17 protein-coding genes are annotated in these 20,392 nt (G+C 64.7%); 10 read left to right on the top strand and 7 right to left on the bottom strand.

What is annotated here, in order from left to right; genetic code table 11:
- Positions 1-95 precede the first annotated feature (95 nt).
- Together CK220_RS19400 and CK220_RS19395 are read left to right on the top strand one after the other, a co-directional pair.
- Entirely contained in the window at positions 96-1,262 is a 1,167-nt protein-coding gene (locus CK220_RS19400) for an acetyl-CoA acetyltransferase (RefSeq protein WP_095813168.1), read from the top strand.
- A gap of 52 nt (positions 1,263-1,314) precedes the next feature.
- Positions 1,315-2,319 carry an asparaginase gene (locus CK220_RS19395; protein WP_095813076.1) on the top strand — a complete coding sequence of 335 codons (1,005 nt, stop codon included), beginning with the start codon at positions 1,315-1,317 and terminating at the stop codon, positions 2,317-2,319.
- Here the strand turns inward: CK220_RS19395 and CK220_RS19390 are convergent.
- The gene (locus tag CK220_RS19390) at positions 2,316-3,692 is read right to left on the bottom strand and encodes a TIGR03808 family TAT-translocated repetitive protein (RefSeq protein ID WP_095813167.1); all 1,377 of its coding nucleotides are present in this window, start codon (positions 3,690-3,692) and stop codon (positions 2,316-2,318) included. The two genes, CK220_RS19395 and CK220_RS19390, sit on opposite strands and share 4 nt — an antisense overlap.
- 104 nt (positions 3,693-3,796) lie before the next feature.
- Between CK220_RS19390 and greA the strand changes: the two genes are divergently transcribed.
- A complete protein-coding gene (greA, locus tag CK220_RS19385) occupies positions 3,797-4,279 on the top strand; it encodes a transcription elongation factor GreA (protein WP_095813075.1) in 483 nt (160 codons plus the stop codon).
- A 106-nt stretch (positions 4,280-4,385) separates the two neighbouring features.
- On the opposite strand, the gene scpA is transcribed toward greA, so the two are convergent.
- Positions 4,386-6,509 carry a methylmalonyl-CoA mutase gene (gene scpA, locus CK220_RS19380; protein ID WP_095813074.1) on the bottom strand — a complete coding sequence of 708 codons (2,124 nt, stop codon included), beginning with the start codon at positions 6,507-6,509 and terminating at the stop codon, positions 4,386-4,388.
- A complete protein-coding gene (locus tag CK220_RS19375) occupies positions 6,506-7,948 on the bottom strand; it encodes a methylmalonyl-CoA mutase family protein (RefSeq protein ID WP_095813073.1) in 1,443 nt (480 codons plus the stop codon). The genes scpA and CK220_RS19375 overlap by 4 nt, the downstream gene beginning before the upstream one ends.
- Before the next feature lie 266 nt (positions 7,949-8,214).
- Between CK220_RS19375 and CK220_RS19370 the strand changes: the two genes are divergently transcribed.
- On the top strand, positions 8,215-9,738 hold the full coding sequence (locus CK220_RS19370; protein WP_095813072.1) for a helicase HerA-like C-terminal domain-containing protein: 1,524 nt from the start codon (positions 8,215-8,217) through the stop codon (positions 9,736-9,738).
- Between the two features lie 34 nt (positions 9,739-9,772).
- Here CK220_RS19370 and CK220_RS19365 read toward each other — a convergent pair whose 3' ends face one another.
- Both CK220_RS19365 and CK220_RS19360 read right to left on the bottom strand, forming a co-directional pair.
- Positions 9,773-10,423 carry a LysE family translocator gene (locus tag CK220_RS19365; RefSeq protein WP_095813071.1) on the bottom strand — a complete coding sequence of 217 codons (651 nt, stop codon included), beginning with the start codon at positions 10,421-10,423 and terminating at the stop codon, positions 9,773-9,775.
- A gap of 34 nt (positions 10,424-10,457) precedes the next feature.
- Positions 10,458-11,081 carry an FMN-binding negative transcriptional regulator gene (locus tag CK220_RS19360; protein WP_095813070.1) on the bottom strand — a complete coding sequence of 208 codons (624 nt, stop codon included), beginning with the start codon at positions 11,079-11,081 and terminating at the stop codon, positions 10,458-10,460.
- 29 nt (positions 11,082-11,110) lie between these two features.
- Between CK220_RS19360 and CK220_RS19355 the strand changes: the two genes are divergently transcribed.
- Complete coding sequence (locus CK220_RS19355; RefSeq protein ID WP_095813069.1) at positions 11,111-12,586, top strand: PLP-dependent aminotransferase family protein; 1,476 nt, start codon at positions 11,111-11,113, stop codon at positions 12,584-12,586.
- Positions 12,587-12,597: 11 nt separating this feature from the next.
- On the opposite strand, the gene CK220_RS19350 is transcribed toward CK220_RS19355, so the two are convergent.
- A complete protein-coding gene (locus CK220_RS19350) occupies positions 12,598-13,416 on the bottom strand; it encodes a L,D-transpeptidase (RefSeq protein ID WP_095813068.1) in 819 nt (272 codons plus the stop codon).
- A 173-nt stretch (positions 13,417-13,589) separates the two neighbouring features.
- A complete protein-coding gene (locus tag CK220_RS19345; protein WP_095813067.1) occupies positions 13,590-14,252 on the bottom strand; it encodes a haloacid dehalogenase type II in 663 nt (220 codons plus the stop codon).
- Positions 14,253-14,503: 251 nt separating this feature from the next.
- Between CK220_RS19345 and CK220_RS19340 the strand changes: the two genes are divergently transcribed.
- The 5 genes from CK220_RS19340 (at position 14,504) to CK220_RS19320 (ending at position 20,372) form a co-directional block, all read left to right on the top strand.
- Positions 14,504-15,382, top strand: a complete 879-nt coding sequence (locus CK220_RS19340) for a branched-chain amino acid aminotransferase (protein ID WP_095813066.1) — start codon at positions 14,504-14,506, stop codon at positions 15,380-15,382.
- Positions 15,383-15,489: 107 nt separating this feature from the next.
- Positions 15,490-16,092, top strand: coding sequence for a superoxide dismutase (locus CK220_RS19335; RefSeq protein WP_066997682.1), 603 nt, complete (start codon positions 15,490-15,492; stop codon positions 16,090-16,092).
- A gap of 160 nt (positions 16,093-16,252) precedes the next feature.
- Positions 16,253-16,690: a cytochrome c gene (locus tag CK220_RS19330; protein ID WP_095813065.1), complete on the top strand. Its 438-nt coding sequence runs from the start codon at positions 16,253-16,255 to the stop codon at positions 16,688-16,690.
- A gap of 9 nt (positions 16,691-16,699) precedes the next feature.
- On the top strand, positions 16,700-17,644 hold the full coding sequence (locus tag CK220_RS19325; RefSeq protein ID WP_095813064.1) for a cytochrome c: 945 nt from the start codon (positions 16,700-16,702) through the stop codon (positions 17,642-17,644).
- 130 nt (positions 17,645-17,774) lie between these two features.
- The gene (locus CK220_RS19320; RefSeq protein ID WP_095813063.1) at positions 17,775-20,372 is read left to right on the top strand and encodes an AMP-binding protein; all 2,598 of its coding nucleotides are present in this window, start codon (positions 17,775-17,777) and stop codon (positions 20,370-20,372) included.
- Positions 20,373-20,392: the final 20 nt, after the last annotated feature.

Here is a 20,392-nt window from a genome sequence, read left to right as displayed (position 1 = left end):
CCTATCCCTCCGCTGGAAAACGGTTCACTGTTGAACAATATTGAATGTCATGCCGCGATCGGAAGTGCTAGGCTGCGCGGCAGATGGAGGCTGCCATGACCGCATGCATCGTCGGCTGGGCGCATTCGCGCTTCGGCAAGCTCGAAGGCGAGACGCTGGAGGGCCTGATCACCAAGGTCGCCGTGGACGCGCTCGATCACGCCGGCATCGGCCCTGACGATGTCGACGAGATCGTGCTCGGCCATTTCAACGCCGGCTTCTCACCGCAGGATTTCACCGCAAGCCTGGTGCTGCAGGCCGACGACCGGCTGCGCTTCAAGCCGGCGACGCGCGTGGAGAATGCCTGCGCCACCGGTTCGGCTGCGGTGAGGCAAGGCGTCCGCGCCATCGATTCCAACGCCGCCCGCATCGTATTGGTGGTCGGCGCCGAGCAGATGACCACCACACCTGGGCCCGAGATCGGCAAGAACCTGCTGAAAGCCTCCTATCTGCCCGAGGACGGCGAAACGCCGGCTGGTTTCGCCGGCGTCTTCGGCAAGATCGCGCAGACCTATTTCCAGCGCTATGGCGACCAGTCCGATGCGCTCGCCATGATTGCGGCCAAGAACCACAAAAACGGCGTCGACAATCCCTTTGCCCAAATGCGCAAGGATTTCGGCTACGAGTTCTGCCGTCAGGAAAGCGAGAAAAACCCCTTCGTCGCCGGACCCTTGAAGCGCACCGACTGTTCGCTGGTCTCGGATGGCGCCGCCGCGCTCGTGCTCACCGACACCGCGACGGCGCTCAGGATGCGCCGCGCCGTGACCTTCCGCGCCAACGAGCATGTCCAGGATTTCCTGCCGATGTCGAAGCGCGACATCCTTGCCTTCGAGGGCTGCGAGCGGGCTTGGGGCCAGGCGCTGAAGAAGGCCGGCGTCACGCTCGACGACCTCTCCTTCGTCGAGACGCATGACTGCTTCACCATCGCAGAGCTCATCGAATATGAGGCGATGGGCCTGGCCAAGCCCGGCGAGGGCGCGAAGCTCGCGCTGGAAGGCGTCACGGCAAAGGACGGCCGACTGCCGGTCAATCCGTCCGGGGGCTTGAAGGCCAAGGGCCATCCGATCGGCGCCACCGGCGTCTCGATGCATGTGCTCACCGCCATGCAGCTGACCGGCGAGGCCGGCGGCATTCAGGTGCCTGGGGCAAAACTCGGCGGCATCTTCAACATGGGCGGTGCCGCGGTGGCGAACTACGTTTCCATCCTCGATCGGATCAGGTAGAAGCGGCCCGCATCAAAGCGGCGCCCGCTGGCGCGCGCGTGCGGGAGGCAGCATGGCAAATCCGGTTCTGGTCGAAGTCACGCGCGGCGCGGCGGTCGAAAGCGCCCATCGCGGCGCGGTTTCTGTCTTCGACGCCGACGGCAAGCCTGTCTGGGAGATCGGCGATACGGCGCGCCCGGTGTTTCCGCGCTCGGCGGTGAAGGCGATCCAGGCGCTGCCGCTGCTCGAATCCGGTGCTGCCGACGCCTACGGCTTTGGCGATCGCGAATTGGCGCTGGCCTGCGCCTCGCATTCAGGCGAGCCGGCGCATGTCGAACTGGCGCAAGCAATGCTCGCCAAGGCCGGTCTCGACAAGACGGCGCTCGAATGCGGCGCGCACTGGCCGTCGAGCCACGTTGCGACAATCGCGCTGGCGCGCGCCGGCAGCGCGCCCAACCCGCTCCACAACAATTGCTCCGGCAAGCATGCCGGTTTCCTCTGTACCTGCGTGCATTCCGGCATTGCCCATGGCGGCTACATCAAGGCCGGCCATGCGCTGCAGGAGATGGTGCGCGACGCGATGCAATCGGTGACCGGCGCCGCGCATGACCTCGACCATTGCGGCACCGACGGCTGCTCGATCCCAACCTATGCCGTGCCGCTGAAGAGCTTTGCGCTGGGCTTTGCGCGTATGGCGACTGGCAGGGGCTTTGCGCCCGAACGCGCGAAAGCGGCGAAGCGCCTGCTCTCGGCCTGCATGGCCGAACCGTTCCTGGTGGCCGGCACCGGTAAGGCGGACCTCGCGCTGATGCGGGCCGCGCCGGGCCGCATCTTCGTCAAGACCGGCGCCGAGGGCGTCTATTGCGCGGCCTTGCCCGAGCTCGGCCTCGGCATCGCCTTGAAATGCGATGACGGCGCCGGCCGCGCCTCCGAGGTGATGATCGCCGCCGTGCTGGCCAAGCTGCTGCGCAGCGACGAAGCGCTCGCGGCCAAGCTTACCGAACTCGCCCATCCGCCGGTGGAAAGCCGTATTGGCGCCAAGGTGGGCTTGCTGCGGCCGACTGCGGCGCTGGCCTAACTCACCTTATTCCGCTCGACGGTCAGATGCGCGTAGCCGGTATAGGTTGATCCTGCCAGATCGCCCGTCACCGGATTGGCCCAGCGCTGGCCGATAATGGCGCCGTTCTGCGCGGCGTCGATGATGTTGTCCGAAATGACGGCGCTGCCGGAACCCTCGACGACGCTGACGACGATGCCCGTGCCGGACTTACGGATGATGTTGCCCGTTGCAACCACATTGCGCAGATAAGGTCCCCAGCCGAGCTGCATGCCGTAGAGTGGCGCGTTCTCCACCACATTGCCGGAGACGGAGGTATCGGCCTCGGCGCTGATGCCCACGCCGAAGCCTGGCGGCTCGGCGGTGTAGGGGCCGACGGTCGAGAGGTTGCGCACAATGTTGTTCGCGCACACGGCCATGCGGCCGCCTTCGTTGAAGTTGACGATCGAGATGCCGTTGGCGGCACCGTCGACCAGATTGTTGCTGAGGATCGCGCCCTCGAAGGAGAATTCCGAATAAATCCCCGTCTCGCCCGAGCGCGAGCAGGTGTTGCCGGCGATCTGCAGATTGCTGGAGCTGTTGGCGCGGATCGCCGAGAAGGCGCAGTCCGAGACGACGTTGGCGGAGATGATGACATTGCCGGCGCGGAAGGCGTTTATGCCGTTGCCGTTCTGGCCGGTGCCGCCGCTCCTCGCGCCGATGCGCTGCACGCGATTGCCGCTGACGATGGTGCCGTCCTCGGCCGGTTGCCAGCGATGCACCAGAATGCCGCCATTGGCGCAATCTGAGACGGTATTGCCCGAAATCTCCAGCCCGCCGGCCTCGACCGAATAGATGCCGGCATCCGCCGCGCCCGAAACATCGCAGCGCCCGATGCGGCCGGCAACATGTTCCAGCGCCAGCCCGTTTTTGCCGCTGCCTGTTACCTGGCAATTGTCGATGGCGAGATGCGCGACACGGCGCAGATCGAGCAGCCCTTGCGTATAGTCGGCCAGCCAGCGGTTGCTGCCGTCCAGCACCAGCCCGCTGAGCTCGATATGCTCGGCCTGTTCGGCCATCATCAGGTGGCCGTTGCCGCCATAGACGATGCGGGTCGCGCCGGGGACGCCCGAAAGGCGCACGCGGGCAGGCAGCTTCAGGTTGGAGACAAGATAGGTGCCGGGCGGCAGAAACACCGGCGCATCGCGGTCGCTAGCGTCGCTGAGCATCGTGGCGAAGGCCTTGCTCTGGTCGTCCAGCGCGCCCGGCTGCACGCCGATTTCGATGGCGTTGATAGAGCCGCGCATCGCGGCCTTCTCGATGCCGGGCAGCATCTTCGCCGATGCCTTGCCGGCAAAGAGCCCGGCAGCGGCGAGGCCGGCGGTGCGGGCAAGCAGCGTTCGTCTGTTCAACATCGGCACAGGTCCTGGCGTTTCGACCGCTCCATCGCAGGAATCGTGCCAGGGCAGGCTTAGGCAAACCGCTTGTGCAGTTGCCTCACCAAGCTTAAGTTCATGTTATGAGTAGAGCTTTCACCCGCGAGGAAGACAGCGAAAACGCCATTGCCGGTGTCGGCGAACGGCCGATCAGTCCGCACCGCAATCTGGTAACGGAGCGGGGACTCGCGATGATCGAAGAGAACCTCGCCGAACTGCGAGATCAGATGGCCAAGGCCGAAAGACGCGGCGATCGCGAGCGCCTCGCAATCGTGTCCCGCGACCTGCGCTACTGGACCGCGCGGCGCGAGAGCGCGGAGCTTTCGGTGCCGGAGTCCGGCAGCAATGTGGTCCGCTTCGGCATGGGCGTCACGTTGGAAAACGGCGACGGCAAAAAGGTCCACTGGCGCATCGTCGGCGAGGACGAGGCCAACCCGTCGAAAGGCAGCATCTCCCATGTCTCGCCGATGGCGATGGCCCTGTTCGGCAAAAAGGTCGGCGAGGTCGTTGCCGTCAACGGGAAGGAATGGGAGATCGTCAAGCTTTCGGACAGGGCCGAGAGTTAGCCCTCGAGCGCAGAGATTTTGACCGGTCAGCGAGGTGGGCAGGCTGTAGCCGATCCCCAGCGATTGCGCCGATTTGCCGAAACGGGCAGGCAAATCGGCAAGAGCCTTACCGATCGGCCATCAACCGATCCATCAGCCTGTCCGCCGCTTGCGGGATGACGGTGCCCGGCGGGAAGATTTCCGCCGCCCCAGCCTTCAGCACCGCGTCATAATCCTGCGGCGGGATGACGCCGCCGGCGACGATCAGCATGTCGCCATGGCCGAGTTTCCTCAGCGCCTCCTTGAGCTCGGGGATGAGCGTCAGATGTCCGGCGGCGAGCGAGGAGGCGCCGATGATGTCGACATCGTGCTGGACCGCCAGCTTGGCGATCTCGTCCGGCGTCTGGAACATCGGTCCGACGGTGACGTCGAAGCCGAGATCGGCGAAGGCGCTGGCGATCACCTTCTGGCCGCGGTCGTGCCCGTCCTGGCCCATCTTGGCAACCAGGATGCGCGGCTTCGCGCCGGATTTCTTCTCGAACGCCTCGAGCTTTTCCTTGAGCCGGTCGACCGCAGGATTGTCGCCGAGCGCATCGCGATAGACGCCCGAGATTGTCTGGACGGTGGCTGCATGGCGGCCGAACACCTTCTCCAGCGCCAGGGAGATCTCGCCGACGGTCGCATTGGCCCGCGCCGCGCGGATCGCGAATTCGAGCAGGTTCTCGCCGCCTTCAGCCGCGCGGGTGAGGGCGGTTAGGGCATGCTCCAGGGCGGAGACATCGCGCGTGCCCTTCAGCCGCTGCAGCTTCGCCAATTGCCGGGCCTTGACCTCGGCATTGTCGATCTTAAGCACATCGACCTCGATATCGGCTGCCGGGCGATGCGCATTGACGCCGACCAGCACCTGCTCGCCGGAATCGATGCGCGCCTGGGTGCGCGCCGCCGCTTCCTCGATGCGCAGCTTCGGAATGCCTTTCTCGATAGCCGCCGCCATGCCGCCGAGGTTTTCCACCTCCTCGATATGGGCGAGCGCGCGGGCCGCCAGATCATGCGTCAGCCGCTCGACATAGGCCGAGCCGCCCCACGGGTCGATAATGCGCGTGGTGCCGGATTCCTTTTGCAGGATGAGCTGCGTGTTGCGCGCAATGCGGGCCGAATGGTCGGTCGGCAGCGCCATCGCCTCGTCGAAGGAGTTGGTGTGCAGCGACTGGGTGTGACCCTGCGTTGCCGCCATCGCCTCGATCATCGTGCGCGTGATGTTGTTGTAGGGATCCTGCGCCGTCAGCGACCAGCCCGACGTCTGGCAATGGGTGCGCAGCGACAGCGAGCGCTCGTCCTTTGGCGCAAAATTCTTCTTCATCAGGCTCGACCAGAGCAGCCGCGCCGCCCTGAGCTTGGCGACCTCCATGAAGAAGTTCATGCCGATCGCCCAGAAGAAGGAAAGGCGCGGCGCGAAGCGGTCGATATCGAGCCCGGCGGCCACGCCGGCGCGCGCATATTCGATGCCGTCGGCGATCGTGTAGGCGAGCTCGAGGTCGGCCGTCGCGCCGGCCTCCTGCATGTGATAGCCGGAGATCGAGATCGAATTGAACTTCGGCATGTGCCGCGAGGTGTAGGCGAAGATGTCCGACACGATCCGCATCGAAGGCTCCGGCGGATAGATGTAGGTGTTGCGGACCATGAACTCCTTCAGAATGTCGTTCTGAATGGTGCCGGCGAGGTCCTTCTGCGCGACCCGCTGTTCCTCCGCCGCCACGATATAAAGCGCCATGATCGGCAGCACGGCGCCGTTCATGGTCATCGACACCGTCATCTCGTTGAGCGGAATGCCGTCGAACAGCTGGCGCATGTCGAGGATGGAATCGATCGCCACGCCCGCCATGCCGACATCGCCGGCGACGCGCGGGTGGTCGCTGTCATAGCCGCGATGTGTGGCGAGGTCGAAGGCAACCGACAGGCCCTTCTGGCCGGCCGCGAGGTTGCGCCGGTAGAAAGCGTTGGATTCCTCCGCCGTCGAGAAGCCGGCATATTGCCGGATGGTCCAGGGCTGCTGGACATACATGGTCGGGTAGGGGCCGCGCACGAAGGGCGGCAGGCCCGGATAGGTGTCGAGATTGGCCAGGCCCTTGAGGTCGCCCTGCGTGTAGAGGTGTTTCACGCCGATGCCTTCCGGCGTCATCCGCTGGCCCTTGAGATCGACCGGCGCGCGGCGCGGCGCCGACCAGCCGATCTGGCTGAAATCCGGGATCATGAGCCGGCTCCGATCGACTGATCGATGCGCACCGGAAACAGCGGCTCGCAGGTTGCCACGCCCTCTGTCAGCGCGGGCCGGCGTTCGGCTTTCAATGTCTCGACGGGACGCTCGCTGCCGGTGCGGAACAAGGTGGTGCCGATGATGCCGCGTTCACCCGCCCGAAAGGCGGCATTGCGCTTCGCGGCGGCCGTCTGCACACGGTTCTGGATATAGCCCTGCTGCAGGCTGTTGAGCACGCCGCCCTCGGCCTCGATGCGTTGGAATTCTTCCCAGGCAGCGGCGCAAAGATGGTCGGTCAGCGCCTCGACTGCTCCGGAGCCGCTGGCCGGATCGGCCACGTGATGGACATGGCTCTCATGCGCCAGGATCAGCTGCGCGTTGCGGGCGACGCGGCGGGCAAAACCGGCCGGCAGTCCATGCGCGATGGTGTGCGGCAGGATCGAGACGGAATCAGCGCCGCCGGTCGCCGCGGCAAAAGCGGCAATCGCGGTGCGCAGGATGTTGGTTTCCGGATCCGCCGTCGCTATCATGCGATAGGAGGTCTCGGCGTGGACGTTTGCCGTCGAGGCCGGGATCGAGCAGACTTCCTGGAGCCGCGCCCAGAGCTTGCGCAACGCCCGCACCTTGGCCATCGACAGGAACTGGTCCTGGTCGACGCTGAGGGCAAAGCCGATGTACGGCGCGGCATAGACCAGCGGCTGGCGCGCCTTCTCGAACATCCTGAGATAGGACACGGCGGAAGCCATCATCGTGCCGAGCTCCTGCGCCTCGGTGGCGCCGGCATTGTGGAAGACGCGGCCGTCCGCTTCGAGCAGCACGCCGGGCACGCCCATTGAGAAGAAATGCGCCAGCGATTGCGGCATTGACTCCTGCAGCGCCTCGATCGAGGTGCGCAGCCGTCCGGTGCCGGCGAAGATCGCCGCCGGGTCGATGCCGAAGGAAAGGTTGAGCTTCGATGGATCGGAGCGGCGCCGGGTCAGGAAGGCGAGCAGCCAATCCGCCACGGCGCGGCTCCACGGATGCGCATCGATGCGCACCTGCGCCCGGTTGAGCGGCACGCCGTCGAGCACCGTTTCCAGCGCCTCCGCGGTTCTCGGCAGCCCGTAGCCGAAGGCATTCGGCGCGCCCTCGAAAACCAGCGACAGGCCGGTCGCGCCCTCGGCGATGTCCTCCAGCGCCTGGGCGCTGGCGCGGGCGATATCCGGATCGTCGATGCGCTGGCTGACGATCCATGGCGATTTCGGATTGGTGCGCACCAGCGGCTCGGCTGTGGTCGACCGCTCGCTGAGCGGCTCGATGCGGATGGCGTCATCGGTGTGCGAAACAAGCTTCTCCTCGAAAGAGCCGCCGGCAAGCGCTTTTTCCGCCAGCGCCAGCCAGCGCTTGGCGTCTGGGTTTGGAAGGTCGATATCGCTAGTCAAGGCGCCGGCGCCCATCGCACTCCTCGTCTCTCCGCCGCATCAGCCACCAGTCTAAGGTCCCCCGTCGGAGATCACAATGCGACATCCGTCGCGGTTGTTCCGGGAGCCGCTAACCGATTGCCAAACATGCGCAAAATCCGCAAGCTCAGTAAGGTGATTTCGATGGCAGCCTCAAGTTCGAGTAGCCCAAATTTGATAGTGGGCATTGTCGCGCGCCGATCGCGTTACTATCCTCCATCAGGCCGGGCGTTTTTGACCCAAGAGATTGCGGAGACCGGAAAATGGCTGACGACACCAGCATCTTCATCGGCGCCAGCCGCAAGCCTGACGATTCCTATCAGCGCGCTGAGGAGCTCCTGCTGCGCTACGGCAACCGCCACGGCCTGATTACCGGCGCCACGGGCACCGGCAAGACGGTCAGCCTGCAGATCTTGGCCGAGGGCTTTTCGAATGCCGGCGTTCCCGTCTTCTGCGCCGACATCAAGGGCGACCTTTCGGGCATCGCCATCATGGGCGAGGCTAAGGATTTCCTGGTCAAGCGTGCAGAGCAGGTGAAGCTCGATCCCTATCAGTTTCAGGAATTCCCGGTCATCTTCTGGGATCTGTTCGGCGAGCAGGGTCACCCGATCCGTGCGACCATCTCGGAAATGGGGCCGCTGCTTTTGTCGCGGCTGATGAACCTCACCGAAGCGCAGGAAGGTGTCATGAACATCGCCTTCCGCATCGCTGACGAAGAGGGCCTGCTGCTGCTTGATCTCAAAGATCTGCAGGCGCTGCTCGCCAACATTGCCGAGCGCGCCGACGAGCTCAGCGCCCGTTATGGCAATGTCACCAAGCCTTCCGTCGGCGCTATCCAGCGCACGCTTCTGGTGCTTGAGCAGCAGGGCGCCGCGAACTTCTTCGCCGAACCGGCACTGCGCATCGCCGATTTGATGCGCACCACCCGCGATGGCCGCGGCGCGATCAGCGTTCTGGCCGCCGACAAGCTGATGATGAATCCCAGGCTCTACGCCACTTTCCTGCTCTGGCTGATGTCGGAGCTGTTTGAGGAACTGCCCGAGGTCGGCGATCTCGAGCGGCCGAAGCTGGTCTTCTTCTTCGACGAGGCGCATCTTTTGTTCGAGGACGCGCCGAAGGTGCTGGTTGATCGCGTCGAGCAAGTGGTGCGGCTGATCCGCTCCAAAGGCGTCGGCGTCTATTTCGTCACCCAGAACCCGCTCGACATTCCGGAAAAGGTTTTGGCCCAGCTCGGCAACCGCGTGCAGCACGCGTTGCGCGCCTATACGCCGCGCGAGCAGCAGGCGGTGCGAACGGCGGCCGACACCTTCCGGCCCAACCCGGATTTCGACTGCGCCACCGCGATTACCCAGCTCGCCACCGGCGAGGCGCTGGTCTCGATGCTGGAGGACAAGGGCGTGCCGGCCATGGTCCAGCGCACATTGATTCGCCCGCCATCCTCGCGGCTTGGGTCGATCACACCGGACGAGCGCCGCAAGGTTCTCGCCGAGAGCCCGGTCGCTGGGCTGTACGACCAAGCGGTCGATCGCGAATCGGCTTTCGAGATCCTGCAGAAGAAGACCAAGGAGGCGCAGGACGCCGAAGCGCAGGCGCAGCAGGCGGGCACCGGCGGCTCTCGCTGGACGATTCCGGGCTTCGAGGATGTATTGGGAGGGTCGGGCCGCCGGTCCTCCAACCGCCAGACTGTGGCCGAAGCCGCGATCAAATCGGTGGTGCGCTCGGTCGGTTCCTCCGTCGGCCGCGCGATCGTGCGCGGGATTCTGGGCAGCCTGGCGCGCGGGCGGTAAGTGGGCCTCATATCGCCCAACTGAGGCCCGGCAGTCATAGGGCAGGGCGCTTGGCTACCGCGAGCCCGATGCCGAGCGCGATCAGCGCGCCGCCGGACACCTCCCGCATCCGGCGTATGCTGCCGGAACGGCCCGCCGCGCCTTCCCTGATACGGCCGGCCGCGAATGCCACCACGACATCGGCCAGCGTGTTGAGCGTCACCGACACGAAACCGAGGGCCATGAACTGCAAGGCGACATGGCCGGCGCCGAGGTCCACGAACTGCGGAATGAAGGCCAGGAAGAAGGCGGCCGTCTTCGGGTTTAGGGCCTCGACCAGCACCCCTTCGCGAAACGCTCGGCCAGCGCCGGCCGCGGGCGTCGGCGCGCCACCTTCCAGCATTGTCTTTGCCTCGCGGCGGGCGGACTGGAAGGTGCGCAAGCCGAGCCAGACGAGGTAGACGGCGCCGATCAGCTTCAGCGCCGTGAAGAGTTCGGCGCTCGCGAGCACGAGGGCGGAAACGCCCAGGCTTCCGGCAAGCACGTGAACCATGCCGCCCAGGCCCGTCCCGAAACTGGAGGCGATGCCTTCGGCGCGCCCTCCGCCCAGCGTGCGCGCCGCGACATAGAAAATGCCCGGTCCGGGCGTGATGGCGAGCAGGAACGCCGCGGCGAAGTACAGGGCGAACTGGGTCAGGTCGGGCATGATGATACCGGCTGCGGACGTGGAGGGGGCGAGTTCACGACGGGATGAGAGCGGCGACTTCACGGTCGGAAGGCCGGTCGCTCGCTGCTAGACCAGTCGCGACGCCGGCGCGATCGGCCGCGTTGCGGTTCTGGCTCATCTTGCGCTTGCCATCGAGCCGCGTGATCGGCATGCGCAAACCGACAATGCCTTTGAGTTGCGCCTGGATGAAATCCGGCGGCGCGTCCGATACGGACCAGGGCGAGGGGCGTCCGCCTTCGTGGAGATTGGTCAGGCGCGTGACGATCTCGAGCAGCCTGTCGGCATCCTCGAAGAATTCGATCGGCCCATAGGCATGAACGGCGAGGTAGTTCCAAGTCGGCACCACCTTTCCGGTCTCCTGCTTGGTCTGGTACCAGGCCGGCGTCACGTAAGCGTCCGGCCCCATGAAGATCGCCAGGCCATCGCCCAGCACCGGTGCGCGCCACTGCGGGTTTGCCTTCGCGACATGGCCGTAGATCGTGCCATGCTCGCCCTCGCTCTCGTTGAGCAAAAGCGGCAACGGCGTCGCCAGCGGTCCTTCCGCCGTGGCGGTGGCCAGCGTCGCCAGCCGTGCCGCGCGGATCGTAGCCATAAGGCTCTCATGATCGTCATCGCGGAAGGCGGGCGGTATGTACATGGCGAAAACTCCTTGCATTGCATGGAAAGATGCCGGAAAGCTGGCTTGCTTGGAACATCCAGTTTTGCAGGTTTTCTGTGGTCCAGTTGGAACAGGAAGGCGTGGCGCGCCGGATCATCGCGGCCATCAAGGCGCAGATCCACAGCGGCGTTTACCGGCCCGGCGATCGCCTGCCGTCGTCGCGCGCCTTTGCCGCCGAATGGGGCGCGTCGCGAACCACGGTGACCGCGGCCTACAACCAGCTCGACGCCGAAGGCTATCTGAGCATCCGGCAAGGCGCGCGTGCCATCGTGGCTCCGGGACTGGAGAGGCCGTCAGGGGCGGCCCCCATCGCGGCTGCCTCGCCACGCAACCTCTCGACGTTCGCGCGCAGGCTACTGGCTTTGCCTCCGCCGGCGGAACAGCAGCCGGCCAAGGTTGCGGATTTCCGCTATGGCGACCTGTCCGGGGCGGACTTCCCGGTGCTGGCTTGGCGACGGGCCTCGAACAAAGCCATTCTGCAGCGCGGCGCACGGTTGCGCTATGGCGACCCACAGGGATCGCTTGCTCTTCGCAGCGCCCTTCAAACCTATCTCTGGCGCGCTCGCGGCATCATCTGCGCGCCGGACCAGATCGTCATCGTCAACGGCTCACAGCAAGGGCTCGACCTCTGCGCGCGGCTGCTGCTCGACCCCGGCGACCCGTTCGTGATCGAGAATCCGGGCTATCTGCTGGCCCACCATGCCTTCACGGCTGCCGGCGGCGTCGCCGTCCCAGTTGCGGTCGACGCTGACGGGCTAAGGACGGATGCGCTGCCGCCGGCCCGTCTGGCTTACGCGACGCCATCACACCAGTTTCCGCTCGGCGGCGTGCTTTCGGCGACGCGGCGGCGTTCCCTCCTGGCCTGGGCCACTGCATCAGGCGCCTACATCGTCGAAGACGATTACGACGGCGAATACCGCCACGACATCGCCCCCATCCCGCCTCTGCAGACGCTCGATCCAGGCTTGGTCATCTATGTCGGCACGCTGTCCAAAACGCTCTCGCCCACCTTGCGGCTCGGCTATCTCGTCGTCCCCGCCGGCCTGCGTCGGGCCTTTAGCGAGGCAAAGCGCCTGACCGACCGGCATGCGCCGATGCTGGAGCAGGACGTGTTGGCCGACCTGCTGACGAGCGGCACTTACGAGCGCCACGTCCGCAGCATCCGCAGGAAAAATGCCGAGCGCAGGGCGATCCTGCTGCAGGCGCTGACCGACCGTCTCGGCCTGAGCGTCACGGTAGCGGGAGCCGACACGGGCCTGCACGTCGTGGCCTGGTTGAACGGCATCGATTCTGGATGCGAGCCGGCGATCATCGCCGACGCACGTGCTGCGGGGATCGGCCTCTATCCGGTATCGCCGCTCTATGATCAGGCCGAGCCGCGGCCCGAAACGACGGGCTTCATCATGGGATATGCTGGTCTCGACGCGGAGGCGTTGCGACGCGGCGTTGCGGTGCTGGCGGACATCCTCGCCAAGCACCGCTGACGAACGCCGGATCAAAAGATCTCGTTACTCTCCTGCGGCACCGGCCCCAGCAGGACAGAGTCGTCCGGCACGCCGTTGTCGATCGGAATGGCCCGGCGCTCGGGCATATCGGCCATCGGCTCGCCGACAGCTGCTGTGACCACGACCGGCGTCTTGTTGGGCACACGGTCATAGAGGTCGATAATGTCCTGGTTGATCAGGCGCACGCAGCCCGACGAGACCGACTTGCCGATCGACCACCATTCCGGCGACCCGTGCAGACGATAGAGCGTGTCCTGGTTACCCTGGAAGAGGTAGAGCGCACGTGCCCCGAGCGGGTTCTTCAGACCTCCCGGCATGCCGCCGTTCTTGGCACTGAACTCCGTCAGTTCCGGCTGGCGGGCGACCATCTCGTCCGGCGGCGTCCATTTCGGCCACTTCTGCTTCCACTGCACGACCGCATCGCCCGACCATTCGAAGCCGGCGCGGCCGAGACCGACGCCGTAGCGGATCGCCTGGCCGCCTTCGCGCACCAGATAGAGGAAGTGGTTGGTGGTATCGACGACGATGGTGCCCGGGCGCTGTCCGGTCGGATCGGGAACGATCTGGCGCAAATATCTGTGATCGATCTTGTTCACCGGGATGGCCGGCAGGTCGAAGCCGTTGTCGGACATCGGCCCATACATGGTGGCGTAGTCGCCGAGCGGCGGCTCGACAGAGGCCGGCGGTGGCGGCTGCACGGCCGCCGGGCCACGACCGGTGGTGGAGCAGGCGGAAACCGCCGAAGCAGCGCCAAGGGCCGTGAGATTGAGGAAGCCACGGCGGCTGATGCGGAAGGAAGCGTCTGACATGGTTGCCTTTTCTAGGTCTTAATTCGCAAGAATGCATGAAATCGGCAGGCGGCCGCCGGCAGCTCCAATAACAGTCGGCGGTGATAGGCGGTTCCAATTCTGGCCTCAGGGTGGACAAACAAAGGCGAAGCTGTGACCGCGACACATCTGTTGCACTGCAGCAACAGCACCCCTCAAACCTCTGCCAGAAGGCCTTCGAGCGAGGGCAGGATCAGCCCCGGCGGAAAGTCCCGGTATTCGTCGGGCTGATTGGCGCGATTGATCCAGACGGTGCGGAAGCCGAATCTGGCGGCGCCCGCGACGTCCCAGCGGTTGGAGGACTGGAACGACACCGCCCCCGGATAGAGCCGCCAGCCGGTGACCACCATATCGTAGACCGAAGGGTCGGTCTTGAAGCGCTTGATCTCGTCGACCGAGAAGACGTCGTCGAGGATCTGGTCGAGGGCGGCCGATTTCACCGCCGCCCGCAACATTTCCGGCGAGCCGTTGGACAGGATCGCGAGCTTCGCGCCCGCTGCTTTCAGCGCCTTCAATACCGCCGGCACTTCCGGATAGCAGTCGAGCCGCCAATAGGCTTCCAGCAGCCTTGCCCTTAGCGCCGGATCGGCCGACGGCACCTTGCGCAGCGCGAAGTCCAGCGCCTGCTCGGTCAGTTGCCAGAAATCGGCGTAGGCGCCCATCAGCGTCCGCACCCAGGAATATTCGAGCTGCTTGGCGCGCCAGATTTCGGAGAGAAGCTGGCCGTCCGGCCCGATCTCGCCGGCATGACGGCGCACGGCGGCGTGCACGTCGAACAACGTGCCATAGGCGTCGAAGACATAGGCTGCATGATGCATAGGGAGAGTTTTGCGGCGCGCGGCCTTGCCGCGCAAGCGCTGATTGCGGCTAATGCATGTCGCCCAAAAGTGGGCAGCGGTTTTGGGAAAGGATTGCATAAGACAAAAACTTAAAACGCATCACCCATCCCCTTCGGTGCGCCGCGCTTTAAGTGCCTCTGGCCTCAAGGATTTTTTCCGATGTCGGTTGACGCCGGCCGTCAAAGCATCGTCCTATGGCTGCCTGAAATCATCCATACGGACGGCAAACGATGACACTGGCGGCAGCGGCGCAGTCCGCGACATGGACCTATGTGGACGGCGACTGGTACGAGGGCAATGTCGCCATTCTGGGACCGCGCAGCCACGCCATGTGGCTGGGCACCAGTGTGTTCGACGGCGCCCGCTGGTTCGAAGGCGTGGCGCCCGACCTCGATCGCCACGCCGCGCGCGTCAACGCCTCGGCGATCGCGCTCGGCCTGAAGCCATCCATGACGATGGAGCAGATCGTCGGGCTGACCTGGGACGGCCTGAAGAAATTCGACGGCAAGACCGCCGTCTATATCAGGCCGATGTACTGGGCCGAGCATGGCGGCTATATGGGCGTGCCGGCCGACCCGTCCTCGACCCGCTTCTGTCTCTGCCTTTACGAGTCGCCGATGATTCCACCTTCGGGCTTTTCGATCGGCCTCTCGCCGTTCCGGCGGCCGACCATCGAGACCATGCCGACCAACGCCAAGGCCGGCTGCCTCTATCCCAACAACGGCCGCGCCATCCTCGAGGCCAAGATGCGCGGCTTCGATAACGCGCTGGTGCTGGATATGCTGGGCAATGTCGCCGAGACCGGCACCTCCAACATCTTCCTGGTCAAGGACGGCCACGTGATGACGCCGGCGGCGAACGGCACGTTCCTCTCCGGCATCACCCGTTCGCGCACGATCAGCCTGCTCGCCGACTACGGCTTCAAGACCACCGAGAAGACGCTGTCGATCCGCGAATTTCTCGAGGCGGACGAGATCTTCTCGACCGGCAACCATTCCAAGGTGGTGCCGATCACCCGCATCGAGGACCGCGACCTTCAGCCCGGGCCGGTCGCCAAGAAGGCGCGCGAGCTCTATTGGGATTGGGCGCATTCGACTTCCGCCGCCTGAGCGGATAAAAAGGCGATCGGCGCTCCATTCCGGAGTTGCCCCAACCCATTCCAGACCTATCTTAGTCCGGTAGTTGCACCGGACTTTTTCCTGAGGGAGTACCATCCATGGCTTTTGAGTTGCCCGCTTTGCCCTACGACTATGAGGCCCTGCAGCCTTACATGTCGAAGGAGACGCTGGAGTATCACCACGACAAGCACCACAAAGCCTATGTCGACAACGGCAATAAGCTGGCCGCCGAGGCTGGAATGGGCGACCTGTCGGTCGAAGAGGTCGTGAAGCAGTCCTTCGGCAAGAATGCCGGGCTCTTCAACAATGCCGCCCAGCACTACAACCACATCCATTTCTGGAAATGGATGAAGAAGGGCGGCGGCGGCAACAAGCTGCCGGGCGCGCTGCAGAAGGCCGTCGATGCCGATCTCGGCGGCTACGATAAGTTCAAGGCCGACTTCGTCGCCGCCGGCACCACCCAGTTCGGCTCCGGCTGGGCATGGCTTTCGGTCAAGGATGGCAAGCTCGCGATCTCGAAGACCCCAAATGGCGAGAACCCGCTGGTCCATGGCGCTTCGCCGATCCTCGGCGTCGACGTCTGGGAGCACTCCTATTACATCGACTACCGCAACGCGCGGCCGAAATATCTCGAGGCCTTCGTCGACAGCCTGATCAACTGGGACTATGTCCTGGAACTCTACGAGAAGGCGAAAGCTTGATCGACCTCTGCGAAAAGCCCCGGCATGACCGGGGCTTTTCTTTTGCCGGCGCAGGAGGGCCATTCCAGTCCAGAAAATCGTTGCCGCGCGGAGGGAATAATTCCACTGCGACGCCCGTTAACGTCTAGTCGCGAACTCTCTTCACCATGGAGCCAATTGAATGAGAAAGCTTGTCATCGCCATCTCTTTGCTCGCCTTTGCCGGCTCGGCCGCTTATGCCGACCCGATCAAGGATCGCCAGGCCCTGATGAAGGAACGCGGCAAGCTCGCCGGCCAATTGTCCAAGGTCGTCAAAGGCGAGGAGGCTTTCGACGCCGCCGCTGTGCTGACGGCGCTGCAGGCGCTGCAGGCCAATGCCGAGAAATTCGATGCCGAGAAACTTTTCCCGGCCGGCAGCGACAAGGGCGACACCACGGCGGCGCCGAAGATCTGGGAAGACATGTCGGGCTTCAAGGCGGCCGGGGACAAGTTCCTGGCCGACGTCAAGGCCGCAGTGGCGTCGCCGCCGGGTGATGTCGATGCGCTGAAGGCGCAGTTCAACACGATCGGCGGCGACTGCGGCGCCTGCCACCAGACCTACAGGATGAAGAAGAGCTGATCTCCCGCCATGGCCTGGCTGAAGAAGCTCGTCGGCGCCGTCGCCGTGCTGGGCGGCGCCGGCGCGGTCGCCGGCTGGGCGTTGTCAGCGCCCGTCAGACTTGATGCCGCGACCGTGGCGCAGCTCGGGCCCGGTGATGCTGCGAAAGGCAAGCGCATCTTCTTTGTCGGCGGCTGCACGTCCTGCCACGCCAAACCGGGGTCCAAGGGTGATGCCCGCCTGGAGCTTGCCGGCGGGCTGGAGCTGAAGACGCCGTTCGGCACCTTCGTGCCGCCCAACATCTCGCAGGATCAGAAGGACGGCATCGGCGCCTGGAGCGAGGAGGACTTCGCCAATGCGATGCTGAAGGGCATTTCGCCCTCCGGCGAGCATTTTTATCCGGCCTTCCCCTATGCCTCATATGCTCGCATGAAGCCGGCCGATGTCGCCGACCTCTATGCCTTCATGAAGACGTTGCCGGCGGTCGCCGGCAAGGCGCCCGGCCACAAACTCTCCTTCCCCTTCAGCATCCGTCGCGGCATTGGTCTCTGGAAGCGGCTCTATGTCAGCCCTGAACCAGTCATTGCCTTGCCCGATGGCGAGCCCGACAAGGTACTGGCCGGCCGCTATCTGGTCGAGGGCCCCGGCCATTGCGGCGAATGCCATACGCCGCGCGACTTTGTCGGCGGCGTCAAGAAGGCCCAATGGCTGGCGGGAGCCGTGGCTGCCGAAGGCTCGGGCGTGGTGCCCAATATCACCCCGCAGGGCGGCACCAAGGACTGGTCGGAGGCCGACATCGCCAACTATCTCGAAACCGGCTTCACGCCGGATTTCGATTCCGTCGGCGGCGCCATGGTCGACGTGCAGCGCAACATAGCTCAGTTGACGGCCGACGACCGCGCCGCGATCGCGGCGTATCTGAAGGCCGTCCCGCCGCATCCCAACGGCTATCCGGCGCGCAAGCCGGCGAGCTGACCGACGCATATCGGCTGTGCGACATCATCGGTGCGATGTGCCTGTGGTGTTTCAAGTCCGTATTAGTTGACTTTAATAGTCATGTATCATACGCGCTTCGGCCAGTTTCCAGGCGGACCGAAGCTTGCCCATGCACTCTCTCGATCTTGTGTCTGAATTCGCTCGCGGCGAGCAGCGCGCCGCACTTCTCTTTGTCGGCGGGCGCAGCCTGTCCTATGCGGAGCTCGACGAGCTTGCGCAGCACTTCGCCACGCGGCTGGGGCATGAGGGAAAGCAGCTCGTGGCTATTTCAGCGGAACCCTCCGAGCATGCGGTCGCCGCCTATCTTGGAGCCCTGCGGGCGGGTCATGCGGTGGCCATGCTGCCGCCTTGCGACAGAAGGGTCTGGGACGATTTCCTGGCGGCCTTCCGGCCGGATTTCACCTACCGTCCGGCCGATGGCCGCTGGCGTCTCGTGAAGGAAGCTTGGCCCGCGAGAGACACTGAGCCGCTGCATCCCGATCTCGCGCTGCTGCTGATGACGTCCGGCAGTTCGGGCGCCGCCAAGGCGGTCAGGCTGTCCTATGCCAATCTCGAAGCCAATGCGCGCGCGATCACGACCTATCTCGAACTCTCGTCCGCCGACAGGGCCGCTCTCATGCTGCCGCTGCACTATTCCTACGGACTGTCGGTCCTCAATTCGCATCTGATTGCCGGCGGCAGCATCCTCTTCCCCGGTGTTTCGGTCATGGACGGCGATTTCCTTCAGACAATCGCCGACGGGGGCTGCACCAATCTGTCCGGCGTCCCGTATTCCTACGAACTCCTGGAAAGGATGCGTTTCCGCGACGCTAAGCTCAAGGCTTTGCGCATGATGACGGTGGCGGGTGGACAGCTCAGCCCCGACGTCATCCGCCTGTACCGGGACCACATGCGCGCCATGGGTGGGCGCTTCTTCGTCATGTATGGTCAAACCGAGGCGACGGCGCGTATTGCCTTCGTGCCGCCGGAGAGCCTTTGCGACCGGGAGGAGCGGATCGGTGTCGCGATCCCAGGCGGCAGCCTCGGCATTGTCGACGACAAGGGGAAGCCGGTCAGCCGGTCCGGCATCCCGGGAGAACTTGTCTATCGCGGCCCGAACGTCATGATGGGTTACGCCGAGCAGCGTTGTGATCTGGTGCGCGGGGCTGAGGTCGAGATCCTGAACACCGGCGATATTGCCGTCCAGGACGAGCACGGTTTCTTCCGCATCGTCGGGCGCAAGAGCCGCTTTGCCAAGATTGCCGGCCTCCGGATCGGCTTCGATATCATGGAGCAGGCGCTGGAGCGGGCGGGCATTGCGGCCGCGGTGCTTGGCGACGATCGAGGCCTGCAGGCCTATGTGATCGGCGCCGGCTCGGCGGGCAGGGCACAGCGTATCCTGGCCGAAGTCAGCCGCTTGCCCGCCAATCTGGTTCGAGTTTCGACGCGCGGCGACTTTCCCAGGCTAGCCTCGGGCAAGATCGACTATAGCTGCCTGCAGCGCGAGATGTTGCTGGGACGGGCGGAAATCCGCTCCGAATGTGGCGGCGTGCCTGGAGCCTATGCCCGCGTGTTCTATCCGCTTCCGGTCGGCCGCACTGACAGCTTTGTCTCCCTTGGCGGAGATTCCCTTCGCTTTCTGCAATTGGCTCTGGAACTCGAACGGCTCGGCTTGGAACCACCGGACGGCTGGGAACGGCTAAGCGTTGGAGACCTGACAAATCTTCATTCGGCGGAACGGCGTTTCATGCGGGACCAGGCAAACTGGACGCCTGTCGACATCGTGCTGAGGGCCTTCGCCATCCTGCTAGTGGTCGTGCATCACGAGACGCTGTGGCCTATCCCGGGCGGCTCCGGCATCATGATGCTGCTTGTCGGCTACAGCCTTGCGCGTTTCCAGGCTGTCCATTTGCTTGCCGGTCGGATCCGGCACGCGCTGAAACCTGCGATCGGCGTCCTCATCCCTTATTTTCTCATAGTCGCCGCTTACTCCCTCGCCTGGCAGGCGGCGCCCTGGGCCTCGATGACCCTTACCGGCAACTTCGGCTATGCCGAACCGGAACGTCACGAGATGATCCCGTATCTCTACTGGTTCATCGAGGCCTATGCGCAGACGCTTCTGATCTTCGCCCTCGCCTTTGCCGTTCCGGTTCTACGCAGGCTCGCCCAGGCTCGACCCTTTGCCTTCTCGATCGGACTATTGGCGTTTGCCGCCGCTGCGCGCTTCTCAGTCCCATTGTTCGTGGACTTAGGCAGCCGCCAGATCTTCGCGATCTACTGGGTCTTCCACCTTGCGGTCTTCGGCTGGTGCGCCGGTTTGGCCGACACTCCCGCCAGAAAACTCGTCGTGACCGCATTTGCCACTGCCGTATTGGGGTATCTAGCCTTTTGGGAGTCGGTCTGGCTGGGGACGACGGTCAAGTATTTGACGATCTTCGCGGCGCTTTCGGCACTTCTTTACCTGCCGCGTGTTCGCCTGCCTGCTGGGGTGGGGCGGGCGGTTACGCAGGTCGCCGTCGCGGCTTTCCCCATCTACCTGGTCCATCGCTTCATCCCGGAGCTTTTGATGGCACCGGTCGCAGACTGGCTGCCGGCTCCGAGCTTCCAACTGCTTGCGATCGCCGGCGGGGTCGCTTTAGGCATGATCGCCGGCAAAGCCTTAGCCGCCATCCGACACCTGCGCGGCAGATTGGCCATGGAGCGCTTGCCGGAATTGCTCTCCGCGTGAGACGCTTCGACCGCGGTCGC

It is taken from the genome of Mesorhizobium sp. WSM3860, from assembly GCF_002294995.1.
Classification (GTDB): domain Bacteria; phylum Pseudomonadota; class Alphaproteobacteria; order Rhizobiales; family Rhizobiaceae; genus Mesorhizobium.
This window is presented reverse-complemented; position numbering and strand designations above follow the sequence as displayed.